Consider the following 24,326-nt stretch of genomic DNA (forward strand, 5'->3'; position numbering starts at 1 on the left):
GCCCAGGAGAGTGCCCATGCCCGTCCCGCCGCCGCGTGAACGCCTGCCGTTCCCGTACCGCCCCGAGTCCGAGGCCATCGCCGCCGCGTTGGCGTCGCTGCAAGGCGCGCTCGACTGGCCGCGTGTGATCGAGACCGCCACGCCCTGGGTCGAGCAGGTGCGCGCCAACCCGGCACCGTTCTGGGCGATGGAGTCGCTGCTGCGCGAGTACCCGATCTCCAGCGCCGAAGGCCTGGCGCTGATGCGCCTGGCCGAAGCCCTGCTGCGCGTGCCCGACGCCGAGACCGCCGTCGCGCTGACCGCCGACCAGCTCGGCCGCGCCGACTTCGACGGCAGCGGCGACGAAGGCCCGCACAAGATGCTGGCCAGCCTGTCGGCGAGCGCCATCGCGCTGTCGAAGAAGTTCCTGCCCGGCGCCGAGCAGCCCGCCGGCCTGCTGCAGCGCCTGGGCGCGCGCACCGTCGTCGCCGCCACCGTGCGTGCGATCCAGCTGCTGGGCCGCCAGTTCGTGCTCGGCCGCAGCATCGACGAGGCGATGAAGGAAGCCGCGGCGCAGCGCAAGGCGCAGCCGATGCTGCGCTTCAGCTACGACATGCTGGGCGAGGGCGCGCGCACCGAAGACGACGCCGAGCGTTATCTCGCCAGCTACGAGAACGCGATCGCCGCCATCGCCTCGGGCCGCGCCGAACGCGGGCCGCTGCCGCCGATGGAAGGCGACGGCATCTCGATCAAGCTGTCGGCGCTGTTCTCGCGCTACGAGGACGCGCAGCGCGAGCGCGTCTTCGAGACCCTGCTGCCGCGCGTCTGGACGCTGGTCGAACGCGCCGCCGCCGCCAACCTGAACCTGACGATCGACGCCGAGGAGGTCGACCGCCTGGAGCTCTCGCTGGACGTCTTCGACGCCATCGCCGACCGCATCGCCGCCGCCTTCCCGCAGTGGCAGGGCTTCGGCCTGGCCATGCAGGCCTACCAGACGCGCGCGCTGGCGGTCATCGACGAGGTCGCCGCGATCGCCCGCCGCCACGGCCTGCGCTTCATGGTCCGCCTGGTCAAGGGCGCCTACTGGGACGGCGAGGCCAAACGCGCCCAGGAGCTGGGTCTGCCGGCCTACCCGGTGTTCACGCACAAGCACCACACCGACGTCTCCTACCTGGCCTGCGCGCGCGCGATGCTGGGCCACGCCGACGTGCTGTACCCGCAGTTCGCCTCGCACAACGCCGGCACCATCGCCGCGATCCTGCAGATGGCGCGTGCCGCCGGCGTGCCCTTCGAGATGCAGCGCCTGCACGGCATGGGCGAGGGCGTGTACCGCGAGGTGCTCAAGGACGGCAGCATCGCCTGCCGCGTCTACGCCCCGGTCGGCGAGCACCGCGACCTGCTGGCCTACCTGGTGCGCCGGCTGCTGGAGAACGGCGCCAATTCGTCCTTCGTGCACCAGCTCGCCGACCCGGCGGTGGCGCCCGCGGAGCTGCTGGCCTCGCCGCTGGCGCCCACGGCGGAGTCCGGCCTGCCGCTGCCGGCGGCGCTGTACGGCCCGACGCGGCCCAACTCCGCTGGTGCCGATCTGGCCTGCGAGGCGATGCGTGCGCCGCTGCTGGCCGCCGTCGCCGCGACGCGCGTGCCTGCCGTCGCCGAGGCCCGCCCCGAGGACAGCGCTGCCGCGATGGCGCGGCTGGCCGCCGGCTTCGGCGCCTGGAGCGCGCGCCCGCTGGCCGAGCGTGCCGGCGCGCTGCGCCGCGCCGCCGACCTGCTCGAAGCGCGCCTGCCCGAGTACTGCGGCCTGCTCGTCAAGGAAGCGCACAAGACGCTGGGCGACGCCGTCTCCGAGGTGCGCGAGGCCGCCGACTTCTGCCGCTACTACGCCGAGCAGGCCGAGGCGCGCCTGGGCGAGCAGCTGCTGCCCGGCCCGACCGGCGAGCGCAACACGCTGCGCCTGCACGGCCGCGGCGTCTTCGTCTGCATCAGCCCGTGGAACTTCCCGCTGGCGATCTTCGCCGGCCAGGTGGTGGCGGCGCTGGTCGCCGGCAACCCCGTCGCCGCCAAGCCGGCCGAGCAGACGCCGGCGGTGGCCGCACGTTTCGTCGCCCTGCTGCACGAGGCCGGCGTGCCCGAGGACGCGCTGGCGCTGCTGCACGGCCCCGGCGAGACCGTCGGCGCCGCGCTGGTGGCCGACGCGCGCACCGCGGGCGTCTGCTTCACCGGCAGCACCCAGGTCGCGCGGCTCATCAACCGCACGCTGGCGGCCAAGGACGGCGCGATCGTGCCGCTGATCGCCGAGACCGGCGGCCTCAACGCGATGATCGTCGACAGCACCGCGCTGCCCGAGCAGGTGGTCGACGCGGTCGTGCAGAGCGCCTTCCGCTCGGCCGGCCAGCGCTGCTCGGCGCTGCGCCTGCTGGCGGTGCACGAGAGCGTCGCCGACGGCGTGTTCACGATGCTCGCCGGGGCGATGAAGGAACTCTCGCTGGGCGACCCGGCGCTGCTGTCCACCGACGTCGGCCCGGTCATCGACGACGAGGCGTTCGCGAATCTGGAGCGCCACGTCGCCCGTCTGCGCGCCGAAGCGCGCCTCGTCGGCGAGACGCCGGCGCCGGCGGCGCCGGCCGTGCCGCGCCTGGTGGCGCCGGTGGCTTTCGAGATCGGCGCCGTCGAGGACCTGCGCGAGGAGATCTTCGGCCCGGTGCTGCATCTGCTGCGCTGGAGCGGCGACGTCGAGCAGCTCGTCGCGCGCATCAACGCGCTGGGCTACGGGCTGACGCTGGGCGTGCAGACGCGCATCGACAGCCGCGCCGAGCGCATCGCGCAGCTGGCGCGCATCGGCAACGTCTACGTCAACCGCAACATCATCGGCGCGGTCGTCGGCGTGCAGCCTTTCGGTGGCGAAGGGATGTCGGGCACCGGCCCCAAGGCCGGCGGCCCGCACTACCTGTACCGCTTCTGCGCCGAGCAGACGCTGACGGTGAACACCGCCGCCGCCGGCGGCAACGCCGAGCTGCTGGCCGGGCTGGGCCACTGAGCGCGAGAGGCCTCGCGGCCTCTTGCGCGCGCCTCAGTTGAGGTACATCCCGAGGTAGCGCCGGCCGTGGCTGACGACCTCGGGATCGGGGCAGACCTCGAACCACTCGACCATCTGCACACGCGCCTTCTCGCGCCACTCGGCCTTGTCGCGCAGCACGATGTCCAGCAGCTGCTCGAAGGCGGCGGCGAAGTCGCCGCGGTGGGCGTGCAGCGCGGCCAGCGCGAAACGCGCGTCGAAGTCCTTCGGGTTGGCGGCGATGCGCGCCGCCAGCGCCGCCGGGTCGCCTGCGGGCGCCTGTGAGGCCAGCGCCAGGCGCTTGAGCAGCTTGGCGTGGCGCTCGTCGCGCTCGGCTTCGGGGATCGCCTCCAGCAGCGCCTGGGCTTCGGCCAGCGCGCCTTCGCCGAGCAGGGCCTCGGCTTCGTCGAGCGGGCCCCATTGCGGCTCTTGCTCGGGCTGCTCGTCGGCCGGGCCGAGGTGGCGGTCGAGGAAGGCGCGGATCTGGCCTTCGGGCAGCGCGCCCATGAACTGGTCGACCGGCCGGCCGCCCGCGAACAGCGTCACCTGCGGAATGCTGCGGATGCCCATCGCCTGCGCGACCTGCGGCGACTCGTCGGTGTTCAGCTTGGCCAGCACGAAGCGGCCGCCGTAGGCCTGCACCAGCTTCTCGAGGATGGGGCCGAGCGAGCGGCAGGGGCCGCACCACGGCGCCCAGCAGTCCAGCAGCACCGGCACGTCGAGCGAGCGGTCGAGGACGGCGGTTTCGAAGTCGGCGTCGGAGACGTCGTAGGACAGCGTCGGGGTCGTCATGGCGATCGGATTTGTGCGTTCTGCTAGTCGAGCCGGACGCCCAGGCGCGTGATCACCGGGCCCCAGCGCTTGATTTCGGCGTCGATCGTACGACGGAAGTCGGCGCCGCTGCCGCCCACCGGCGCGAGGCCTTGCGCGTCGAGCGCCTGACGCACGGCGGGCTCGCGCAGCACGGCGTTGACGTCGGCGGCGACGCGCGCGATCACCGCCTCGGGCGTGCCCGCCGGCGCCAGCAGGCCGTTCCAGGCCAGCGACTGCACGGCCGGGTAACCGGCCTCGGCCATCGTCGGCAGCTCGGGCAGCGAGTGCAGACGTTCGGCACCGGTGACGGCCAGCAGACGCACGCGTCTGGCGCGTGCATGCGGCAGCAGCGCCGGCGCGACCATGAAGCTGGCGTCGGCCTCGCCCTGGGCCACGGCCAGCGCTGCCGGCGGCGAGCCGTTGTAGGGCACGTGCACGCCGGCGAGGCGGGCCTCGTGCAGGAACAGTTCCATCGTCAGGTGCGCCGAGCTGCCGTTGCCCAGCGACGAGTAGGCGATGCCGTCGCGGCGCGTGCGCGCCCAGGCGACGAACTCGGCCACCGTGCGTGCCGGCACGCGCTCGGCGTTGACGGCCAGCACGTTGGGCTGCGAGGTCGTCATCACGATCGGCACCAGGTCGTGTGCCGGGTCGTAAGGCAGGCGGCGGTAGAGGAAGGGCGCGAAGGCCAGCGGGCCGTTGAAGCCGAGCACGAAGCTGTGGCCGTCGCGCGCCTTGGCCGCAGCGTCGACGCCGATCACGCCGCCGGCCCCCGGCTTGTCGTCGACGACGACCGGCTGGCCCCAGCGTGCCGCCAGGCGTTCGGCGAGCGCGCGTGCGATCAGGTCCAGCGAGCTGCCGGGGCCGCTGGGCACGATCAGGTGCACCGGGCGGGTGGGCCAGGCCTCGGCGGCGCGGGCGCCGAACGAGGCGGCCCAGGCGCCCAGGCCGAGCAGGGCGGAGCGGCGTTTCATCGCGGTATACCGTTGCTTACCGGGGTCTCGGATCGGAACCTAAGATCCTACGGAACCCGGGCCCGCCGCGGCATCCGCCGCGTGCCGGCCCGGTCGTGACGCAAGACAAGGAGAAGACGAATGACCCCACGAGGCACGCTGCGCATCGCCGCCGTCGTCGCCGCCGTCGCCGTGCTGGCCGGTTGCGAGAACATGGACGAACGTTCCAAGGGCACGGCCACCGGTGCCGCCATCGGCGCGCTCGGCGGTGCGGTGCTGAGCAAGGCCACCGGCGGCAAGGCCGGCACGGGCGCCGTCATCGGCGGCGTCGTCGGCGCCGTCGGCGGCAATCTGTGGTCCAAGCGCATGGAAGACAAACGCCGGGCGATGGAGCAGGCCACCGCCGGCACCGGCATCGACGTCGCGCGCACGCCGGACAACCAGCTGAAGGTCAACGTGCCCAGCGACCTGTCCTTCGCTGTCGGCCGCTCGGACCTGCAGCCCTCGCTGCGCCCGGTGCTGGACCAGTTCGCCAAGGGCCTGGACCAGACGATGCACGTGCGCATCGTCGGCCACACCGACAGCACCGGCAGCGACGCGATCAACGACCCGCTGTCGCTGGCCCGCGCCCGCACCGTGCGCGACTACCTCGAAGACCGGGGCGTGCCCTCGTCCCGCCTGGAGATCGCCGGCCGCGGCTCGCGCGAGCCGGTGGCCGACAACGGCAGCGACGCCGGCCGCGCCAAGAACCGCCGCGTCGAGATCTTCCTGAGAGAACCTGAGAGCCCCCAAGCTCGCTGACGCTCGCTACCCCCCCAAGGGGGCCGAGCTTGGACGAGAACGGTCCTGTCGGACGGTTCTCGCCTTGCGAGGAGCCGGGCCACTGGCCCGGCGCGGCCTGCAAGGCCGTCCGCCGACGGCCCGGCAGAGCCGGGCCGTGGCGGGAAGCTTGATCGCCGGTGGCGGGGAGCTTCTCCGGCGCTCGCTGACCTCAGGGATACAGGCCGCGTTCTTCGCGGGCCATCAGGATGCGCTCGCACGCCACCGCGAAGGTGGCGGTGCGCAGCGTGATCTGGTGGCGGTCGGCGGTGTCCCAGATGCGCTTCAAGGCGCCGATCATGATCTTCTCGAGGCGCACGTTGATCTCGTCTTCGGTCCAGAAGAACGAACTGAAGTCCTGCACCCACTCGAAGTAGCTGACGGTCACGCCGCCGGCGTTGCAGATCACGTCGGGCACGACCAGCACACCGCGCTCGGCGAGGATGTCGTCGGCGTCGGGCAGCGTCGGGCCGTTGGCGCCTTCCAGCACGATGCGCGCCTTCAGGCGCTGCGCGCGCGCCGCGGTGATCTGGCCTTCCAGCGCCGCCGGCACGAGGATGTCGCAGGCCACGTCCCAGAAGCTCTCGCCGTCGGCCGCTTCGCCGCCGCGGAAGCCGCCGACGCCGCCGGTGGCCTTCACGTGCGCCGTCAGGTCGGCGATGTCCAGGCCCTTGTCGTTGACGATGGTGCCGGTGTGGTCCTGGGCCGCGACGATGCGTCCGCCGGCCTGGGCGAAGAGCTCCGCCGCCGACGAGCCGACGTTGCCGAAGCCCTGCACCGCGACGCGTGCGCCGTTCAGGTCCAGCCCGAGGCGGCGCGCCGCCTCGCGCCCGGTGACGAAGACGCCGCGGCCGGTGGCCTTCACGCGGCCCAGCGAGCCGCCGAGGTGGATCGGCTTGCCGGTGACGACGCCGGTCGCGGTGGCGCCGACGTTCATCGAGTACGTGTCCATCATCCACGCCATGATCTGCGGGTTGGTGTTCACGTCCGGCGCCGGGATGTCCTGCTGCGGGCCGATGATCAGACCGATCTCGCTGGTGTAGCGCCGCGTCATGCGCTCCAGCTCCTTGTGCGTCAGCTGCTTGGGGTCGACGCGCACGCCGCCCTTGGCGCCGCCGTAGGGCAGGTTGACGGCGGCGTTCTTGATGCTCATCCACGCCGACAGCGCCATCACTTCCTCGAGCGTGACGTCGGGGTGGTAGCGCACGCCGCCCTTGCCCGGGCCGCGCGACATGTTGTGCTGCACGCGGTAGCCCTCGAAGTGCTCGATGCGGCCGTCGTCCATCTCGATCGGGATGTCGACGATCAGCGCGCGTTTCGGGCGCTTGAGCGTCTCGGCCCAGCGGGCGAGGTGGCCGAGATAGGGCACGACCCGGTCGACCTGGGCGAGGTAGGTGCCCCAGGGGCTGTGCGGCGTCGGGTGGACGAAGGAAAGCGGTTGCGGCATCGGAATCTTCCTGGTGGGAGGGTGTCGCGCGGGGCGGCCGTCTCGTGGACGGCTCCCCGGGCGCGCTGGGGGCGACTGTAGGACGCCGTCCGCATCGTGGGATTCGCGCTGACCCTGGTTTTGCATGCAAATTTCGCATGTCCTCAGGCCTGGGCGCGGCCGGCGACAATCGCACCATGACCCTCACCGAGCTCAAGTACATCGTCGCGGTGGCGCGCGAACGGCACTTCGGCCGCGCCGCCGAGGCCTGCTTCGTGTCGCAGCCGACGCTCAGCGTCGCGATCAAGAAGCTGGAGGAGGAACTCGACGTCAAGCTCTTCGAGCGCGGCGCCAGCGAGGTCAGCGTCACGCCGCTGGGCGAGGAGATCGTGCGCCAGGCGCAGCAGGTCATCGAGCAGGCGCAGGCCATCCGCGAGATCGCCAAGCGCGGCAAGGACCCGGTCTCCGGCCCGCTGCGCATGGGCGTCATCTACACGATCGGGCCCTACCTGCTGCCCGACCTGGTGCGCAGCGCGATCGAGCTCGTGCCGCAGATGCCGCTGATGATCCAGGAGAACTTCACGGTCAAGCTGCTGGAGTCGCTGCGCACCGGCGAGCTCGACTGCGCGATCATGGCCGAGCCCTTCCCGGACACCGGCATGGCGGTGGCGCCGCTGTACGACGAGCCCTTTCTCGCCGCGGTGCCGCGCAGCCACCCGCTGGCCGGGCGCGAGAGCGTCAGCGCCGAGGAGCTGAAGACCGAGACCATGCTGCTGCTGGGCACCGGCCACTGCTTCCGTGACCACGTGCTCGAGGTCTGCCCCGAGTACGCACGCTTCTCCAGCGATGCCGAGGGCATCCGCAAGAGCTTCGAGGGCTCGTCGCTGGAGACGATCAAGTACATGGTCGCCGCCGGCATGGGCGTCACCGTCGTGCCGCAGCTGTCGCTGCCGGCCGAGCCCGACAAGCACGTCGCCTACATCCCGTTCACCGAACCGGTGCCGACGCGGCGCGTGGTGCTGGTCTGGCGCCGCACCTTCACGCGCTACGAAGCGATCGCCGCGCTGCGCAACGCGATCTATGCCTGCGCCTTGCCCGGGGTCAAGCGGCTGACCGCCTGAGCCGCCGCGCGAGCCTTGCCGCGCCGCGCTTTGCGTGAATTTGGACGATTTGCCGCGCCGTCGCGTCCCTTTTGACACGACGGCGGCACGGCCACGCTCCTACAGTCCTCGAGAAAACCGACGCCTCGCGGCGGCGTATCAGCCGCGTCCGTCCCAGAACATCAGAGAGGACCGTCCGCCATGCGCGTCAACCTGCCCGTCACGCAGAAGGAATACGACTATCCGGCCGATGCGTTGATCGTCTCGACGACCGACCCCCAGGGCCGCATCACGCACTGCAACAGCAGCTTCGTCGAAGTCAGCGGCTACGCCTACGACGAGCTGATGGGTCAGCCGCACAACCTGATCCGCCACCCCGACGTGCCGCCCGAGGCCTTCAAGGACCTCTGGCAGACGATAGGCCGCGGCCGGCCCTGGACCGGCATCGTCAAGAACCGGCGCCGCAACGGCGACCACTACTGGGTGCGCGCCAACGTCACCCCGGTGATGCACGACGGCAAGCCGGTGGCCTATCTCTCGGTGCGGCTGAAGCCCACGCGCGAGGAAGTCCAGGCCGCCGAGGCGCTGTACGCCAGGATTGCCGCCGAACGCGAATCGGGCCGCGCCACCTTCCGTCTGCACGCCGGGCGCGTGCGCTGGGTCGGCTGGCGCGACCTGCCCGGGCGCGTGCACCGCATGTCGCTGGCCACGCGCCTGGCCACCGTGATGACGGCGCAGCTCGCGCTGGCGCTGGGCGTCGCCACCGTCGCGCCGCTGCCGGTGGCCGCGGCGGTCGGCATCGCGGCCGTCGCCGTCTCGGCCTACGGTTTTCGCCGCCACATCCAGCGCCGCCTCGACGAGGCCGAACGTTTCGCCCAGGAGCTGGCCGGCTGCGACCTGACGACCTCGATCGAACACGTGCACCCGCACCCGCTGAGCGGGCTGACGCGCGCGCTGACGCAGATCCAGCTGAACCTGCGCGCGGCGATCAGCGACGCGCGCCAGGAAGTCGCCGGCACCGCCAGCGCCACCGCCGGCATCGCGCGCGGCAGCGAGGACCTGTCCAAGCGCACCGAGGCCCAGCACGACGCGCTGCAGAAGACCGCCGCGTCGATGGAGCAGATCGCCGGCACCGTGCGCCACGCCGCGGCCACCGCCGGCGAGGTGCTGCGCCAGAGCGAGCAGACGGCGACCGTCGCCACCGACGGCGGCCAGGCGATGGAGCGCGTCGGCGCGACGATGCAGGCCGTCGAGGCCTCGTCGCGGCGCGTCACCGAGATCGTCCAGATCATCGAAGGCATAGCCTTCCAGACCAATCTGCTGGCGCTGAACGCCGCCGTCGAGGCGGCCCGCGCGGGCGAGCAGGGCCGCGGCTTCGCCGTCGTCGCCGCCGAGGTGCGGGCACTGGCGCAGCGCAGCGCCAACGCGGCGCAGGACGTGCGCGGCCTGATCATGGCCTCGGTCGAGCAGGTGGCCGACGGCGCGCGCCAGATGGGCGAGGCCAACGAGACGATCGGCCGCACCGTCGGCGAGGTGCAGCGCGTCGGCGAGATGATTCAGGCGATCACGCGCGCCGCCGAGGAGCAGTCCTCGGGCATCGAGCAGGTCAACGGCGCGGTCAGCGAGCTCGGCCGCATGACCGAGGCCAATGCCGAACTCGTGCAGCAGACCGCCACGGCGGTGCAGGCGCTGTACCAGCGCACCGAGACGCTCAAACGTTCCGTGCAGCTGTTCCGGCTGTAGCGGCGCCCGGCGGCGCTATCGCCGCCTTCGAGACGATCAACTGGCCCGCGGCGGCCGCCGCTCGTACGCTGAAGCCGTCTCCGGTTTTCCGGACCTGGCAAGGAGTACGAGATGAACACGACGCTGAAGCGGCTGCGCAAGGGCCTGGGTGGCGCGATCGTCGCCTTCGGGCTGGCGGTGCTGGCCAGCGGGCGCTGGCCCATTGCCTGAGTCTTGATCGGGCCGAACCGACACCGTCACGCGGCTTCGGTAGAGTCCGCAGGGAAACCGTCCCCTTCAGGAGAGAGCGAATGGCGAAGAAGAAAGCCGCCGGCGGCGCGCCGGCGATCAACATCGGCATCAGCGACAAGGACCGCGGCGCGATCGCCGGTGGCCTCAGCAAGCTGCTGGCCGACACCTACACGCTGTACCTGACCACGCACAACTTCCACTGGAACGTCACGGGGCCGATGTTCAACACGCTCCACACGATGTTCATGACCCAGTACACGGAGCTGTGGAACGCGGTCGACCCGATCGCCGAGCGCATCCGCTCGCTGGGCCACCCGGCGCCGGGCTCGTACGCCCAGTTCGGCGCGCTGGCCACGGTGCCCGACGTGCCGGCCACGCCGCCCAGGGCGCTGGAGATGGTCAAGATCCTCGTCGAAGGCCACGAAGCCGTGGCGCGCACCGCGCGCAGCATCTTCCCGCTGGCCGACGCCGCCGGCGACGAGCCGACCGCCGACCTGCTGACGCAGCGCCTGACGGTGCACGAGCAGACCGCCTGGATGCTGCGCTCGCTGCTCGAAGAGTGAGCCCGCGGCCCGCTGAGGGCCGCCCCACCGCGAACGAGGCCCCGCCGGGGCCGGCCCAGGCCGGCTTCGGGCGGGGCTTTTTCGTCCGCGCCGACGATAATTCGCGGTTCGCCTGAAAGCCCGCCCATGTCCGCCGAGACCCAGACCCGCATCGAACACGAAGTGCGCCGCCGCCGCACCTTCGCGATCATCAGCCACCCCGACGCGGGCAAGACCACGCTGACCGAGAAGCTGCTGCTGTTCTCCGGCGCGATCCAGATCGCCGGTTCGGTGAAGGCGCGCAAGGCCAGCCGCCACGCCACGTCCGACTGGATGGAGATCGAGAAGCAGCGCGGCATCTCGGTGGCCTCGTCGGTGATGCAGATGGAGTACCGCGACTGCGTCATCAACCTGCTCGACACCCCGGGCCACCAGGACTTCTCCGAAGACACCTACCGCGTGCTGACCGCGGTCGACGCGGCGCTGATGGTCATCGACGCGGCCAACGGCGTCGAGCCGCAGACGCGCCGCCTGCTGCAGGTCTGCCGCGCGCGCAACACGCCGATCCTCACCTTCGTCAACAAGATGGACCGCGAGGTCCGGCAGCCGCTGGACCTGATGGACGAGATCGAGCGCGAGCTCGGCATGAGCGTCGTGCCCTTCACCTGGCCGGTGGGCATGGGCAAGTTCTTCGGCGGCGTGCTCGACCTCGGCAAGGACCAGATGCGTGTCTTCTCGCCCGGCGAGGAGCGTGCGACGAACGACGACGAGATCATCGAGGGCCTGGCCAACCCGGTGCTCGAGGAGCGCTTCGGCAGCCCCTACATGGAGGCCGCGAGCGAGGTCGAGCTGGTGCGCGAGGCGGCGCCGGGCTTCGACGAGGCCGAGTTCCTGGCCGGCCGCCAGACGCCGATGTTCTTCGGCTCGGCGATCAACAACTTCGGCGTGCGCGAGGTGCTGGACGCGCTCGTCGACATGGCGCCGGCCCCGGGCTCGCGCCCGGCGCTGCAGCGCGAGGTGCAGCCCGGCGAGCCCAAGTTCACCGGCGTGGTCTTCAAGATCCAGGCCAACATGGACCCGGCGCACCGCGACCGCATCGCCTTCCTGCGTGTGGCCAGCGGCCACTTCGAGCGCGGCATGCGGCTGAAGGTCGTGCGCTCGGGCAAGGAGCTGCGGCCGAACACGGTGGTGAGCTTCCTGTCGCAGCGCCGCGAGCTGCTCGAAGAGGCCTTCGGCGGCGACATCATCGGCATCCCGAACCACGGCGTGCTGCAGCTCGGCGACACGCTGACCGAAGGCGAGAGCCTGCAGTTCACCGGCCTGCCTTTCTTCGCGCCGGAAATGTTCCGCGCCGTCGAAGTGGCCGACCCGCTGCGCACCAAGCAGCTGCGCGCCGGCCTCACCCAGCTCGGCGAGGAAGGCGCGATCCAGGTCTTCCGCCCGGTCGCCGGCAGCGTGCTGCTGCTGGGCGCCGTCGGCCAGCTGCAGTTCGAAGTCGTCGCCCACCGCCTGGAGCACGAGTACGGCGTGAAGGCGCGCATCATGCCGGCGCGCTACAACGTCGCGCGCTGGGTCACCTGCGACGAGGCCGACGGCGGCGAGCGTGAACTGAAGCGCTTCATCGACGGCAACTCGCACCGCGTCGCGCTCGACGCCGTCGACGCGCCCTGCGTGCTGCTCGAATACGCCGGCGAACTGCGGGCGATGCAGGAGAACTGGCCGAAGATCAAGTTCCACGCGCTGCGCGAGCACGCGGGCCTGGTCTTCCAGAAGCAGCTCGAAGGCTGATCAGCGCCGCGCGCTGCGCATCGTCACCGACCAGCGTTGCGCCGGCACCGGCGGCAGCCCGTGCTGCCAGCCCCAGCGCGCCGGGCCGCTCATGCGGTAGGCCGAACGTGGCGCCAGGTCCAGGCTGATGACCTCGTTGCGGTCGCCGCTCTCCGGTGGCCAGGGCCGCAAGCGCAACCGCGCCGGCCCGCCCAGCGAGACGCCGGCGATCAGCTCGTACTGCGGCGCGTCGCGGTGCCAGCCAAGCGGCGTGCCGGGGCGGTACTCGGACATCAGCACCTGCACGATCTCGTCGGCCGCCAGGCCGGCCCAGGTGCCCAGCCGCGTGCGCAACGCCTGCAGCAGCGGCGGCAGCGCCTGCAGCGGCTGACGCTTGGGCTCGTCGCCGGTGATCGCGTGCCGGGCCGAGCCCCAGGCGACGACGCGCCGGCGCGCCGTGTACTGGTGATAGCGCGCCTCGGCGAAGGGCAGCGTCGCGGCCAGCGCGATCAGCGCCGCCTCCTCGGCCGGCGTCACGAAGCCGGGCGTGAAGACGAAACCCGGCGGCAGCACGTCGGCGCTGCCGAACAGGTCCGGCTGCGCGGTCGACAGCGGCGTGTTCATGGCGGCGCTTCGCCGCGGGCGACCGCGTCGGCGGCGCGCAGATCGTCCAGCCAGGCGGCCCAGGCGCTCTCGCGTTCGGCCGGGTCGCCGCGCAGCAGCGCCGACGGGTGCAGCGTCACCAGCACCGCCAGGCCGTCGTCGCGCCGGAGCCAGCGGCCGCGCTCCTGCATCACGGCGACCTGGCGGCCGAGCAGCTGGCGCGCCGCAGTTGCGCCGAGCGCGATCGCGGCTTTCGGCCGCACCAGCGTGATCTCGGCTTCGAGCCAGTGCCGGCAGGCGTCGGCTTCGCGCTGCGCCGGCGTCTTGTGCATGCGGCGCTTGCCACGCGGTTCGTACTTGAAGTGCTTGACGGCATTGGTGACGTAGGCCACCGAACGGTCCCAGCCGAGCGCGACGAGTGCACGGTCGAGCAGCTGCCCCGACGGGCCGACGAAAGGCCGGCCCTGGCGGTCTTCCTGGTCGCCCGGCTGTTCGCCGACCAGCATCAGCGGCGCGTCGAGCGGGCCTTCGCCGAAGACGGTCTGCGTGGCCAGCGCGCCCAGCGGGCATTCGCGGCAGACCGAGGCGGCGTCGCGCTGCGCTTCGAGCGCGATGCGGCGCGCCGGCCGCCCGGCCGCCGGCGGCGCGGGTTCGGGTCGCGGCGCCATGGGCGAAATCGGCAAGCGCCGTGCCGCGGCGGTGGGCGGGCATGCCAGCATCGCCTGGGTGCGTGCGCCGGCCTCGGCCGTCAGCGCCGGAATCAGCGCCGCTTCGGGCAGGTGCTCGCGATAGCGGCGCGGCAGGTGCTGGTCGAGCGCACGCGTGTTCAGCCGCGCCGGGTTGAAGGTGCTGGCGTAGTAGGTGAGCCAGAGCGACTCGCCGGCGTCGGCGCCGGGCGCGTCTTCGCGGCGGGCGCCGGGGCCGAAAGCGAGGCGCTCGCCGTCCCAGCGCGCGCTGCGCCGCGGCGTCAGCAGGCTCCAGCGCAGCGTCGCGAAGCGGCGGGCGAAGAAGGGCGCGACGGCGTCGACGACGTGGTGCGCCGGCTCGTACCAGGCCATCTGCCAGGGCTCGCCGTCGGCGCCCGGGGCGCTGCGAAAGCGCACGAAGGCTTCCATGTGGTGCTGCTCGCGGCGCACGGCCTGGGCCATCGCGGCGGCGCGGTGGCGGTCGGCGTCCAGCGGGTCGCGGCGCAGCGCCGGCTCGCGCTGCAGCCGCCACAGCAGCCGGTACAGCAGCGTGAAACGCGCCGGGTCGGCGTGCTGCACGACGAGCTCGGCCAGCGCGACGAAGGCCGCCGGCACGGCCAGGGGCGGTGCGTCGGCCGCCATGAACGCGGGCGCGGGCTCGGCGACGAAGAGATCGGCGTCGGCGCCTCCGGCGACCTGCCAGCTCACCGCCTCGGGCGGCGTGCCGGCGGCCAGCAGCGCGCGCGCGGCGCTGCGGAAGCCGTCGAAGTCGGCTTCGTGCGCCAGTTCGATGCGCGTCATGCCGGCGCGGCGTCGAACAGCCCGAGCTGCTGCGCCGCGCGCGGCGCCGTGGCCGCCTCCAGCGCCTTGCCGGGCCGGTGGTCGGCGAGCACGACGAAGGGCAGGGCCTTGGCCAGCGGCACGCGCAGCGCCTTCAGGTCGGCGTGGCGCAGGCGGCGGCCCTGGCGCGCCAGCAGCAGGCGCTCGACGGTGCGCACGCCCAGCCCGGGCACGCGCAGCAGCAGTTCGCGCGGCGCGGTGTTCAGGTCGACCGGGAAACGCTCGCGGTGCGCCAGCGCCCAGGCGAGCTTGGGGTCGTGTTCGAGCGCCAGCATGCCGTCGCCGCCGGTGACGATCTCGTCGTGGCCGAAGCCGTAGAAGCGCACCAGCCAGTCGGCCTGGTACAGCCGGTGCTCGCGCACCAGCGGCGGCGCCACCGGCGGCAGCGACCGTGCGGCGTCGGGGATCGGACTGAAGGCCGAGTAGTAGACGCGGCGCAGCCGGTAGTCGCGGTACAGCGTCGCGGCGGTGGTGATGATCGTGCGGTCGTCGCTGGCGTCGGCGCCGACGATCATCTGCGTGCTCTGGCCACCGGGTGCGAAACGCGGCGGCGCCGCCCGCCGCGCCGGGGCGCCGGGCAGCGAGACCGGGGCACGTTCGCGCGCGGCGTCCTTCGCGGCCTCGATGCGGCGGTGCAGCCGGCCCATCGCGCCGCGGATCGCCAGCGCGTCCTTCTGCGGCGCCAGCGTCGCCAGGCCTTGCGGCGTCGGCAGCTCGACGTTCAGGCTCAGCCGGTCGGCGTGGCGGCCGGCGGCGGCCAGCAGTTCGGGGCTGGCGTCGGGGATGGTCTTCAGATGGATGTAGCCGCGGAAGTCGTGGTCCTCGCGCAGCCGGCGCGCCACCTCGACGAGCTGCTCCATCGTGTAGTCGGGGCTGCGCACGATGCCCGAGCTGAGGAACAGGCCCTCGATGCAGTTGCGGCGGTAGAAGTCCAGCGTCAGCGCGACGATCTCGTCGATGCGAAAACGCGCGCGCGGCACGTTGCTCGTGACCCGGTTGACGCAGTAAAGGCAGTCGTAGACGCAGTAGTTGGTCAGCAGCACCTTCAGCAGCGACACGCAGCGGCCGTCGGGTGTGTAGCTGTGGCAGATGCCCATCGGTGCCGTCGAGCCGATGCCGCGGCCGCCGCGCGAGTCGCGCGGGGCGGCTCCGCTGCTGGTGCAGGACGCGTCGTACTTGGCGGCGTCGGCGAGGATCGCGAGCTTCTTCGATAGCTCCATGACTGTATGAATATACAGCACCCCCGGCCGCCTGGCGGCCGCCCCCCGAGGGGGCTACCGACGCCGACCGGGAGACCCGGATCGGCGTCGGCGCGCATGCCATCGCCGCTCCCCTGACCGCCTTCGGCGGTCTGTCCCCAGGGTTGCGCTGGCGAGCCGCCCTCATCGCCGTCGCGGGCAGGCACGCGGCTCGCCGGATAATCGCCGTCGTGATCGCCGCGCGCCGCTTCAATCTCTACCTGGACCTGATCCGCTGGGACCGCCCGGCCGGCTGGCTGTTGTTGCTGTGGCCGACGCTGGCCGCGCTGTGGATCGCCGCCGACGGCTTCCCCGGTCTGCACCTGATCGCCGTCTTCACGCTGGGCACGGTGCTGATGCGCAGCGCCGGCTGCTGCATCAACGACGTCGCCGACCGCGAGTTCGACCGCCACGTCAAACGCACCTCGCAGCGCCCGGTGACCAGCGGCGCGCTGGGCGTGCCCGACGCGCTGGGCGTCGGCGCGGCGCTGGCCTTCGTCTCCTTCCTGCTGGTGCTGACGACCAACCCGCCGACGATCCTGCTGTCCTTCTTCGGCCTGGCGGTGACGCTGGTCTATCCGTACGCCAAACGTTTCGTCTCGATGCCGCAGGCGGTGCTGGGCGTGGCCTTCAGCTTCGGCATCCCGATGGCCTTCGCCGCCGCGCAGGGCGGCCAGGAATGGACCTTCGGCGCCGTGCCGTCGCATGCCTGGTGGCTGCTGCTCGGCAACCTGTTCTGGGTGCTGGCCTACGACACCGAGTACGCGATGGTCGACCGCGACGACGACCTGAAGATCGGCATCAAGACCTCGGCGATCACGCTCGGCCGTTTCGACGTCTCCGGCGTGATGGCCTTCTACGGCCTGTTCCTCGCGATCTGGGCCGTCGTCGGGCGCTCGCTGGGCCTGGGCGAGTGGTTCCTGCTCGGCATCGCCGTGGCCGCGGCGCAGGCGCTGTGGCACTGGTCGATGATCCGCGAGCGCAGCCGCGAAGGCTGCTTCCGCGCCTTCCGCGTCAACCACTGGGTGGGCTTCGCGGTCTTCGCCGGGGTCGTCGTCGACCTGGCGATGCGCTGAGCCTCAGCCGCCGAACTCGTCGCCCAGTTCCCGCGCGCGTTCCCGCGCCCGGGCTATCGCCCGCACGACGGCCGGGCCGACGCCGTCGGCTTCCATCGAGGTGATCGCCGCGTAGGTCGTACCGCCCTTGGACGTGACCTGGGCGCGCAGCTCGGCCGGTGGCAGCGGCGAGGCTTCGGCCAGCGCCGTCGCGCCGTCGAAGGTGGCCAGCGCCAGCGCGCGTGCCTGGGCTTCGGGCAGGCCCATCTCGACGCCGGCTTTCATCATCGCCTCGAGCACGTAGAAGACGTAGGCCGGGCCCGAGCCCGACAGCGCGGTCACCGCGTCGAGGTCGGCTTCGCGTTCGACCCAGACCGTGCGCCCGGTCGGCGCCAGCAGCGCCTCGACGGCGCCGCGTTCGTCCGGCGTCACCGCGTCGCGCGCGTAGAGCCCGGCGACGCCGCGGCCGATCAGCGCCGGCGTGTTCGGCATCGCGCGCACGACGCGCTGGCTGCCGCTGGCGCGGGCGATCGCGTCGCTGCGCACGCCGGCCATCACGCTCAGCTGCAGCGCGCCGCCGACGTGCGCCGCGCAGGGCGCCGCCGCGTCGCGGAACAGCTGCGGCTTGACCGCCCAGACGACGATGCCGGCCGAGGCCAGCGCCGGGCCGGCTTCGGCCAGCGGCGCCAGGCCGAACTCGCGCTGCAGCCGCTCGCGTTGCGCCGCGAAGGGCTCGACGACGAGGATGGACGCCGGCGCACGGCCGCTCTTCAGCAGCCCGCCGATCAAGGCGCCGGCCATGTTGCCGCCGCCGATGAAGGCGATGTTCGAGGGGTTCATGCGGGGCAGTGTAGTCATGCCTTGAGGAACTCCGCCTTGCCGCCCAGCCAGCGCTGCACGTGCGCACGCGCCGCCGCCGGCTGCTCGCGCAGCAGCTTCGGCGCGAGTTCGCGGGCGCGCTCCAGCAGCGCGTCGTCTTCGGCCAGGTCGGCGAAACGCAGCAGCGCGTCGCCGCTCTGGCGCGAGCCCATGAACTCGCCGGGGCCGCGGATGTCGAGGTCGCGGCGCGCGATCTCGAAGCCGTCGGTGGTCTCGGCCATCGCGCGCAGCCGCGCCTTGCCGGTGGCCGACAGCGGCGCGGTGTAGAGCAGCACGCAGACGCTGGCCACCGCGCCGCGGCCGACGCGCCCGCGCAGCTGGTGCAGCTGGGCCAGGCCGAAACGTTCGGCGTGCTCGATGACCATCAGGCTGGCGTTGGGCACGTCGACACCGACCTCGATGACCGTCGTCGCCACCAGCAGCTGCATGCGCCCGGCCGAGAACTCGGCCATGGTCGCAGCCTTGTCGGCGGCGGCCATGCGTCCGTGCAGCAGGCCGACCGACACGCCCGGCAGCGCCTCGCTCAGCTGGGCATGCGTCGCGGTCGCGTTCTGCAGGTCGATGTGCTCGCTCTCGTCGACCAGCGGGCAGACCCAGTAGACCTGGCGCCCGCGCGCGACCTCGTCGCGGATCTTCTCCACCACCTGCTCGCGCTTGTCGTCGGCGAAGACCTTGGTGACGACCGGCGTGCGCCCGGGCGGCAGCTCGTCGATCGTGCTGACCGCCAGGTCGGCGAAGTAGGTCATCGCCAGAGTGCGCGGGATCGGCGTGGCGCTCATCATCAAGAGGTGCGGCTCCAGTGCCTGCAGCTCCAGCTTGCGCCGCAGCGCCAGACGCTGGGCGACGCCGAAGCGGTGCTGCTCGTCGACGACGGCCAGCCCGAGGCGCGCGAAGACCACGTCCTCCTGGATCACCGCGTGCGTGCCGACGACCAGCGCCGCCTGGCCCGAGGCGATCTTCGCCAGCATCGCCTGGCGCTGCTTGCCCTTGCGGCTGCCGGTCAGCCAGGCGACCTCCAGCCCGAGCGGCAGCAGCCAGTCGACGAGCTTCTTGAAGTGCTGCTCGGCGAGGATCTCGGTCGGCGCCATCAGCGCGCACTGCCAGCCCGAGCCGATCGCGGTGGCCGCGGCCAGCGCCGCGACGACGGTCTTGCCCGAGCCGACGTCGCCCTGCAGCAGCCGGTGCATCGGCTGCGCCAGCGCCAGGTCGGCGTCGATTTCGGCGACGACACGCTCCTGCGCCGCGGTCAGCGTGAACGGCAGCACCGTGCGCAGGCGCGCCGGCAGCGTGCTGTCGCGCAGCGCCGGCGCGGCCAGGCGCGAACGCTCCAGGCGTGCCTGCAGCTGCGACAGCTGCTGCGCCAGCAGCTCGTCGAACTTCAGCCGCTGCCAGGCCGGGTGGCTGTGGTCTTCGAGCGCGCCCATCGCGATGCCCGGCGGCGGGTGGTGCAGCAGGCGCAGCGCCTCGCGCAGCGGCGGCAGCCCGCTCGGCACGACGCCGGGCGGCAGCACTTCGTCCAGCGGCGCACGCGACAGGCCGGCGGCCACGGCCTTGCGCAGATAGGCCTGCGGCAGCTGCGCGCTGGCCGGGTAGACCGGCGTCAGCGAGGCTGCCAGCGGCGTGTGCTCGTCGACGCGCTTGACCGTCGGATGCACCATCTCGCGGCCGAGGAAGCCGACGCGGACCTCGCCACGCACGCGCACCCGGCTGCCGACCGCCAGCTGCTTCTGCGTCGACGGGTAGAAGTGCAGGAAACGCAGCGTCAGCTCGCCGCTGTCGTCGGCCAGGCGCACGACGAGCTGGCGGCGCGAGCGGATCTCGACCTGGCAATGGCGCACGACGCCCTCGACCTGCGCCGTGTCGCCGTCGTGCAGTGCGGCGACGGGCTCGATGCGCGTCTCGTCCTCGTAGCGCATCGGCAGGTGCAGCGCGAGGTCGATGTCGCGCAGCAGGCCCAGGCGCTCCATCGCCCGCTGCGGGGCCGATTTCGTGCTCTGGCGTGCGGTTTCCGACATGGCCCGGGATTGTCGCTGCCGAGGGCATGGAACAATCGACCCCGTCGCGACTCCAGGCCGGTACAGCCTGCACGATGACTTCCTACTCCCTCTCCGATTTCGACTTCCCGCTCCCGCCCGAGCTGATCGCCCAGCACCCGGCCCCCGAACGCAGCGCCTCGCGCCTGCTCGACGGCCGCGGCGCGCTGCCGGTGGACCGCGTGTTCCGCGAACTGCCGCAGCTGCTGGCCCCGGGCGACCTGCTGGTCTTCAACGACACCCGCGTCATCAAGGCCCGGCTGCACGGCGAAAAGCCCACCGGCGGCAGCGTCGAGGCGCTGGTCGAACGCGTGCTCGGCGGCCACGAGGTGCTGGCCCACCTGCGCGCCAGCAAGTCGCCGCGCCCGGGCACGACGGTGCGTTTCGCCGACGCCTTCGACGCCGAGGTGCTGGGCCGCGACGGCGTCGACGGCTCGCTGTTCCACCTGCGCTTCCCCGACGACCCCTTCGTGCTGCTGGAGCGCCACGGCCACGTGCCGCTGCCGCCGTACATCACGCACGAGGACGCGGCCGAGGACGTCGAGCGCTACCAGACGGTGTTCGCCGCGCGCCCCGGCGCGGTGGCCGCGCCGACCGCGTCGCTGCACTTCGACGCCGGCGTGCTGGCGGCGCTGGACGCGCGCGGCGTGAAGCGCGCCGCGGTGACGCTGCACGTCGGCGCCGGCACCTTCCAGCCGGTGCGTGCCGAGAACCTCGACGAGCACCGCATGCACCGCGAGCGCTGGGAGGTCGACGCCGCCACCGTCGAGGCGATCCGCGAGACGCGTGCGCGCGGCGGGCGCATCGTCGCCGCCGGTACGACGACGCTGCGGGCGCTGGAGTCGGCGGCGATCGGCGGCGCGCTCGAAGCCGGCGCGGGCGACACCGACCTCTTCATCCGCCCGGGCTTCGAGTTCCGCGTCGTCGACCTGCTGGTCACCAACTTCCACCTGCCCAAGAGCACGCTGCTGATGCTGGTCAGCGCGTTCACGGGCTTCGAGCACATGCACGCGCTGTACCGCCATGCCGTCGAAGCGCGCTATCGCTTCTTCAGCTACGGCGACGCGATGCTGCTCGAGCGCCGCGCCTGACCTTTCCCCATCCCATGCTGCGATACGAACTGCTGAAGACCGAGGGCCACGCGCGCCGCGGTCGCTTGACGCTGAACCACGGCGTCGTCGAGACGCCGATCTTCATGCCGGTGGGCACCTACGGCACCGTCAAGGGCGTGCTGCCGCGCTCGCTGGAGGAAGCCGGCGCCCAGATCATCCTCGGCAACACCTTCCACCTGTGGATGCGCCCGGGGCTCGACGTGCTGCAGAGCTTCGGCGGCCTGCACCGCTTCGAAGGCTGGGACAAGCCCATCCTCACCGACAGCGGCGGCTTCCAGGTCTGGAGCCTGGGCGAGATGCGCAAGATCAGCGAGGAGGGCGTCAAGTTCGCCTCGCCGGTCAACGGCGACAAGCTGTTCCTGACGCCCGAAGTCAGCATGCAGATCCAGACGGTGCTGAACTCCGACATCGTCATGCAGTTCGACGAGTGCACGCCCTACGAGACCAAGGGCCGCATCACGACCGAAGCCGAGGCGCGCGCGTCGATGGAGCTGAGCCGGCGCTGGGCGAAACGCTGCATCGCCGAGTTCGCGCGGCTGGAGAACCCGAACGCGCTGTTCGGCATCGTCCAGGGCGGCATGTTCGAGCACCTGCGCCAGGAGTCGCTGGAGGCGCTGGTCGAGATGGACCTGCCGGGCTACGCGATCGGCGGCGTCAGCGTCGGCGAGCCCAAGGACGAGATGCTGCGCATCATGGCGCACACGCCGCACCGGCTGCCGGCACACAAGCCGCGCTACCTGATGGGTGTCGGCACGCCCGAGGACCTGGTCGAGGGCGTGGCCTGCGGCGTCGACATGTTCGACTGCGTGATGCCGACGCGCAATGCGCGCAACGGCCACCTGTTCACGCGTTTCGGCGACCTGAAGATCCGCAACGCCAAACATCGCGCGTCCGACCGTCCGGTCGACGAGACCTGCAGCTGCTACTGCTGCCGCAACTTCAGCCGCGCCTACCTGCACCACCTCGACCGCTGCGGCGAGATGCTGGGCCCGATGCTGGCCAGCATCCACAACCTGCACTACTACCTGAACCTGATGCGCGAGGTTCGCGAAGCGCTGGACGAAGGCCGTTTCGAGGCCTTTCGCCAGCAGTTCCGCGCCGACCGCGCGCGCGGCGTCGGCTGACGCCGCGCTCCGGCCGGCTCTCAGGGCCGGCCGAGTGCCACGCCCCAGCTCAGCTCGACCAGCGGCGCCGACAGATCGCCGCGCAGCGAGCGGATGTAGCCGGCGCCGAGCTGCAGCCGGCCGTGGCGGCCGAAGTCGGTGCCGACCCAGACCTTGGGCTGCACGATCGCGCCGCCCTGGCTGTCGACGCCGCCGCCCCCGGCCGCACCGGCCAGCGCTTCGGCGCCGACGCGCCAGCCGGGCGACACCGGCCAGCGTGCGCCCAGCCCGACCAGGCCGACCGAGTAGGCACCGGCACCGCCGGTCACCGCGCCGTAGGCCTGGCCGGTGACGTACCAGCGTTCGTCGATCGCGCGGCTGATCTTCAGGCCGGTCGTTTCCAGCCGCCGGCGGCTGCCGTCGCGGCGCTGCGCGTCGTAGCTCTGGGCGGCCAGCGCGAACTCGGTCTCGACCGCCGGCGCGCCGCCATCGGGCGCGCCGAAGCTGCGGCCCAGCGACAGCATCGCGTAGTTGCTGTCCAGGTCGCCGCCGCTGAAGGCGTGCACGCGCCCGCCTTCGAGTTCCAGGCTCCAGGGCCCGGCGACCTGCCAGCGCGCCAGCAGCGCGGCCTTGCCGATGATGCCGCCACCGGTCGGCACGGCGCCGCCGCCGCCCAGGCCCAGCATCGCGCGGCCGCCGACGCGCAGGCCGGGCAGCGGCGTCGGCCACAGCGCCGCGAGGCCGGCGCCGAACTCGGCATAACCGTCGCCATCGCCCTGCACCGCGGCGCCGGCTTCGGCGGTCGCGATCCAGACCGGCCCGAGGTCGTGTTCGGCGCGCAGGCTGATGATGCCCAGCGAGTCGGCACCCGGCGCCTGTTCGGCATAGCGGCCGCCGCCGAGCACGAGGCGGTCCACGCGCAGCCAGGAGGCGTCGCTGCCGCGCCAGGCGAGGCCCGGCGTGCCGTGTTCGAAGCGTTCGTCGACGCTCAGCACCAGCCCGAGCTGCGAGCTGCGGATGTCGCCGTTCGGGAAGCGCACCTGCGAGGCCGAGACTCCCAGCGCCCAGCCGTCGAAGCCGTAGAGCAGGTCGGCATGCGGGCGCAGCATCAGGCCGCCGCCGACCGGCGCGTTGCCGCCGCCACCGCCGCCGACGTACAGGCCACCGACGGCCTGCCAGCGCTCGCCGAAGCGCCAGAGCTTCTGCGCCTCGGCGCCCCAGGTGAACAGGCCGCCGCGGTGGCCTGTTGCGGCGCCGTACAGCGCCGGGCCGGCGCGCCAGCCCGGCGCGAACTCCACGAGGTAGGCGATCTGCGCCAGCCCCATGTGCTCGCCGCCGGGCAGCTCGGTGCGCTCGAAGCCGGCGATCACCGCCGCCGGCGTCGTCTGCGTCGTCGGCGCGGTCTGCGCCTGGGCCATCGAAGCCGCCAGCGCGAGCGCACCGGCGGCGGCGCCGATGCGCCTCCTCCCCGTCGTCTTCATCCTCGTGGTTCCTATGCGTGGGTCGATTTTTCGAGCGCGTGCTGGCCGTGGCCTTCGCCCAGCGTGCGTGCCAGCAGCGGCAGGCACGGCGCCAGCTGCTCGTGCAGCGTGTGCGGCGGGTTGGCGACGAAGACGCTGGAGCCCAGCATGCCGAAGCCGCGCGCGTCGGCCTGGGCCACCGTCAGGCGGGCGTTCAGCCAGCCCTTCTTGGCGTGCTTGTCGGCGGTGGCCTTCAGCCGCTGCGGCAGCTGGCGCGACTCCAGCAGCTGCAGCTGCGGCAGCCAGATGACGACGACGGCGTCGGCGAAACGCTCCAGCGCCTCGCGCAGCGCGGCCAGCGTGCGCGTGTAGTCGGTCTTGATCTCGTACGGCGGGTCGATCAGCACGACGCCGCGGCGCGTGGTCGGCGGCAGCTGCGACTTGAGCGACTCGAAGCCGTCCTTCATCGCCACCTGCACGTTCGGCGCGTCGGCCATGAACGAAGCCAGGATGCGGTGGTCGGTCGGGTGCAGCTCGAACAGGCGCAGCTGGTCCTGCGGCCGCAGCAGCATGCGCGCGATCGCCGGCGATCCCGGGTACTGCTTCAACGCGCCGTCGCCGTTGAAGGCGCGCACCTGGGCGACGTAGTCGGCCAGTGCCGGCGGCAGGTCGGCGGCGTCGTAGAGGCGTTCGATGCCGGCGGCGTATTCGGCCTTCTGGCGCGCGTAGCGCCCTTCGAGCGAATAACCGCCGGCGCCGGCGTGCGTGTCGACGACGCGGAAGCCTTTTTCCTTTTGCGCCATGTGGCGCAGCACCGCGACGAGAACGAGGTGCTTGAGTACGTCGGCATGGTTGCCGGCGTGGAACGCGTGTCGGTAGGCGAGCATGGGGC

General features: G+C 72.5%; 19 protein-coding genes. 9 read left to right on the forward strand and 10 right to left on the reverse strand.

The features are described 5' to 3' along the window. The first annotated feature begins 16 nt into the window (after positions 1-16). Entirely contained in the window at positions 17-3,016 is a 3,000-nt protein-coding gene (locus tag RGE_RS00405) for an L-glutamate gamma-semialdehyde dehydrogenase (protein WP_014426320.1), read from the forward strand. Between the two features lie 33 nt (positions 3,017-3,049). Here RGE_RS00405 and RGE_RS00410 read toward each other — a convergent pair whose 3' ends face one another. Beyond that, positions 3,050-3,826, reverse strand: a complete 777-nt coding sequence (locus RGE_RS00410) for a tetratricopeptide repeat protein (protein ID WP_014426321.1) — start codon at positions 3,824-3,826, stop codon at positions 3,050-3,052. 23 nt (positions 3,827-3,849) lie between these two features. Beyond that, entirely contained in the window at positions 3,850-4,818 is a 969-nt protein-coding gene (locus RGE_RS00415) for a Bug family tripartite tricarboxylate transporter substrate binding protein (protein WP_014426322.1), read from the reverse strand. A 120-nt stretch (positions 4,819-4,938) separates the two neighbouring features. Between RGE_RS00415 and RGE_RS00420 the strand changes: the two genes are divergently transcribed. Beyond that, a complete protein-coding gene (locus RGE_RS00420) occupies positions 4,939-5,598 on the forward strand; it encodes an OmpA family protein (RefSeq protein WP_014426323.1) in 660 nt (219 codons plus the stop codon). Positions 5,599-5,788: 190 nt separating this feature from the next. Here the strand turns inward: RGE_RS00420 and RGE_RS00425 are convergent, their stop codons facing one another. Then, positions 5,789-7,063 (reverse strand): Glu/Leu/Phe/Val family dehydrogenase, encoded by a 1,275-nt coding sequence (locus RGE_RS00425; RefSeq protein ID WP_014426324.1) that lies wholly within the window; start codon positions 7,061-7,063, stop codon positions 5,789-5,791. A gap of 176 nt (positions 7,064-7,239) precedes the next feature. Here RGE_RS00425 and RGE_RS00430 point away from each other — a divergent pair, with 176 nt between their 5' ends. From RGE_RS00430 to RGE_RS00445, 4 genes are all read left to right on the forward strand, one after another. Then, positions 7,240-8,163, forward strand: coding sequence for a LysR substrate-binding domain-containing protein (locus RGE_RS00430; protein WP_014426325.1), 924 nt, complete (start codon positions 7,240-7,242; stop codon positions 8,161-8,163). A 180-nt stretch (positions 8,164-8,343) separates the two neighbouring features. Further along, on the forward strand, positions 8,344-9,885 hold the full coding sequence (locus tag RGE_RS00435) for a methyl-accepting chemotaxis protein (RefSeq protein WP_014426326.1): 1,542 nt from the start codon (positions 8,344-8,346) through the stop codon (positions 9,883-9,885). A 290-nt stretch (positions 9,886-10,175) separates the two neighbouring features. Continuing rightward, positions 10,176-10,679, forward strand: a complete 504-nt coding sequence (locus RGE_RS00440; RefSeq protein WP_014426328.1) for a Dps family protein — start codon at positions 10,176-10,178, stop codon at positions 10,677-10,679. A 126-nt stretch (positions 10,680-10,805) separates the two neighbouring features. Further along, complete coding sequence (locus RGE_RS00445) at positions 10,806-12,446, forward strand: peptide chain release factor 3 (protein WP_014426329.1); 1,641 nt, start codon at positions 10,806-10,808, stop codon at positions 12,444-12,446. Here RGE_RS00445 and RGE_RS00450 read toward each other — a convergent pair whose 3' ends face one another. The 3 genes from RGE_RS00450 to RGE_RS00460 are packed head-to-tail and all read right to left on the reverse strand — an operon-like array spanning position 12,447 to position 15,774. Beyond that, positions 12,447-13,049 (reverse strand): alpha-ketoglutarate-dependent dioxygenase AlkB, encoded by a 603-nt coding sequence (locus tag RGE_RS00450; protein WP_014426330.1) that lies wholly within the window; start codon positions 13,047-13,049, stop codon positions 12,447-12,449. Next, the gene (locus RGE_RS00455; protein ID WP_014426331.1) at positions 13,046-14,515 is read right to left on the reverse strand and encodes a UdgX family uracil-DNA binding protein; all 1,470 of its coding nucleotides are present in this window, start codon (positions 14,513-14,515) and stop codon (positions 13,046-13,048) included. The genes RGE_RS00450 and RGE_RS00455 overlap by 4 nt, the downstream gene beginning before the upstream one ends. Then, complete coding sequence (locus RGE_RS00460; RefSeq protein ID WP_014426332.1) at positions 14,512-15,774, reverse strand: putative DNA modification/repair radical SAM protein; 1,263 nt, start codon at positions 15,772-15,774, stop codon at positions 14,512-14,514. The genes RGE_RS00455 and RGE_RS00460 overlap by 4 nt, the downstream gene beginning before the upstream one ends. Positions 15,775-15,983: 209 nt before the next feature. Between RGE_RS00460 and ubiA the strand changes: the two genes are divergently transcribed. Next, positions 15,984-16,868, forward strand: coding sequence for a 4-hydroxybenzoate octaprenyltransferase (ubiA, locus tag RGE_RS00465; RefSeq protein WP_014426333.1), 885 nt, complete (start codon positions 15,984-15,986; stop codon positions 16,866-16,868). Between the two features lie 3 nt (positions 16,869-16,871). On the opposite strand, the gene proC is transcribed toward ubiA, so the two are convergent. Together proC and recG are read right to left on the reverse strand one after the other, a co-directional pair. After that, a complete protein-coding gene (gene proC, locus RGE_RS00470; RefSeq protein WP_081528187.1) occupies positions 16,872-17,687 on the reverse strand; it encodes a pyrroline-5-carboxylate reductase in 816 nt (271 codons plus the stop codon). Between the two features lie 14 nt (positions 17,688-17,701). Beyond that, on the reverse strand, positions 17,702-19,741 hold the full coding sequence (recG, locus tag RGE_RS00475) for an ATP-dependent DNA helicase RecG (RefSeq protein ID WP_014426335.1): 2,040 nt from the start codon (positions 19,739-19,741) through the stop codon (positions 17,702-17,704). 74 nt (positions 19,742-19,815) lie between these two features. On the opposite strand from recG, the gene queA reads away from it, so the two are divergent. Further along, complete coding sequence (gene queA / locus RGE_RS00480; RefSeq protein ID WP_014426336.1) at positions 19,816-20,850, forward strand: tRNA preQ1(34) S-adenosylmethionine ribosyltransferase-isomerase QueA; 1,035 nt, start codon at positions 19,816-19,818, stop codon at positions 20,848-20,850. A 14-nt stretch (positions 20,851-20,864) separates the two neighbouring features. Next, the gene (gene tgt, locus RGE_RS00485) at positions 20,865-21,995 is read left to right on the forward strand and encodes a tRNA guanosine(34) transglycosylase Tgt (protein WP_014426337.1); all 1,131 of its coding nucleotides are present in this window, start codon (positions 20,865-20,867) and stop codon (positions 21,993-21,995) included. Between the two features lie 20 nt (positions 21,996-22,015). Here the strand turns inward: tgt and RGE_RS00490 are convergent, their stop codons facing one another. Both RGE_RS00490 and RGE_RS00495 read right to left on the reverse strand, forming a co-directional pair. Beyond that, complete coding sequence (locus RGE_RS00490; RefSeq protein WP_014426338.1) at positions 22,016-23,455, reverse strand: hypothetical protein; 1,440 nt, start codon at positions 23,453-23,455, stop codon at positions 22,016-22,018. An 11-nt stretch (positions 23,456-23,466) separates the two neighbouring features. Next, the gene (locus RGE_RS00495) at positions 23,467-24,321 is read right to left on the reverse strand and encodes a 23S rRNA (adenine(2030)-N(6))-methyltransferase RlmJ (protein ID WP_014426339.1); all 855 of its coding nucleotides are present in this window, start codon (positions 24,319-24,321) and stop codon (positions 23,467-23,469) included. Positions 24,322-24,326 lie beyond the last annotated feature (5 nt).

This window comes from Rubrivivax gelatinosus IL144 (assembly GCF_000284255.1).
GTDB classification, from domain to species: Bacteria; Pseudomonadota; Gammaproteobacteria; order Burkholderiales; family Burkholderiaceae_C; genus Rubrivivax; species Rubrivivax gelatinosus_A.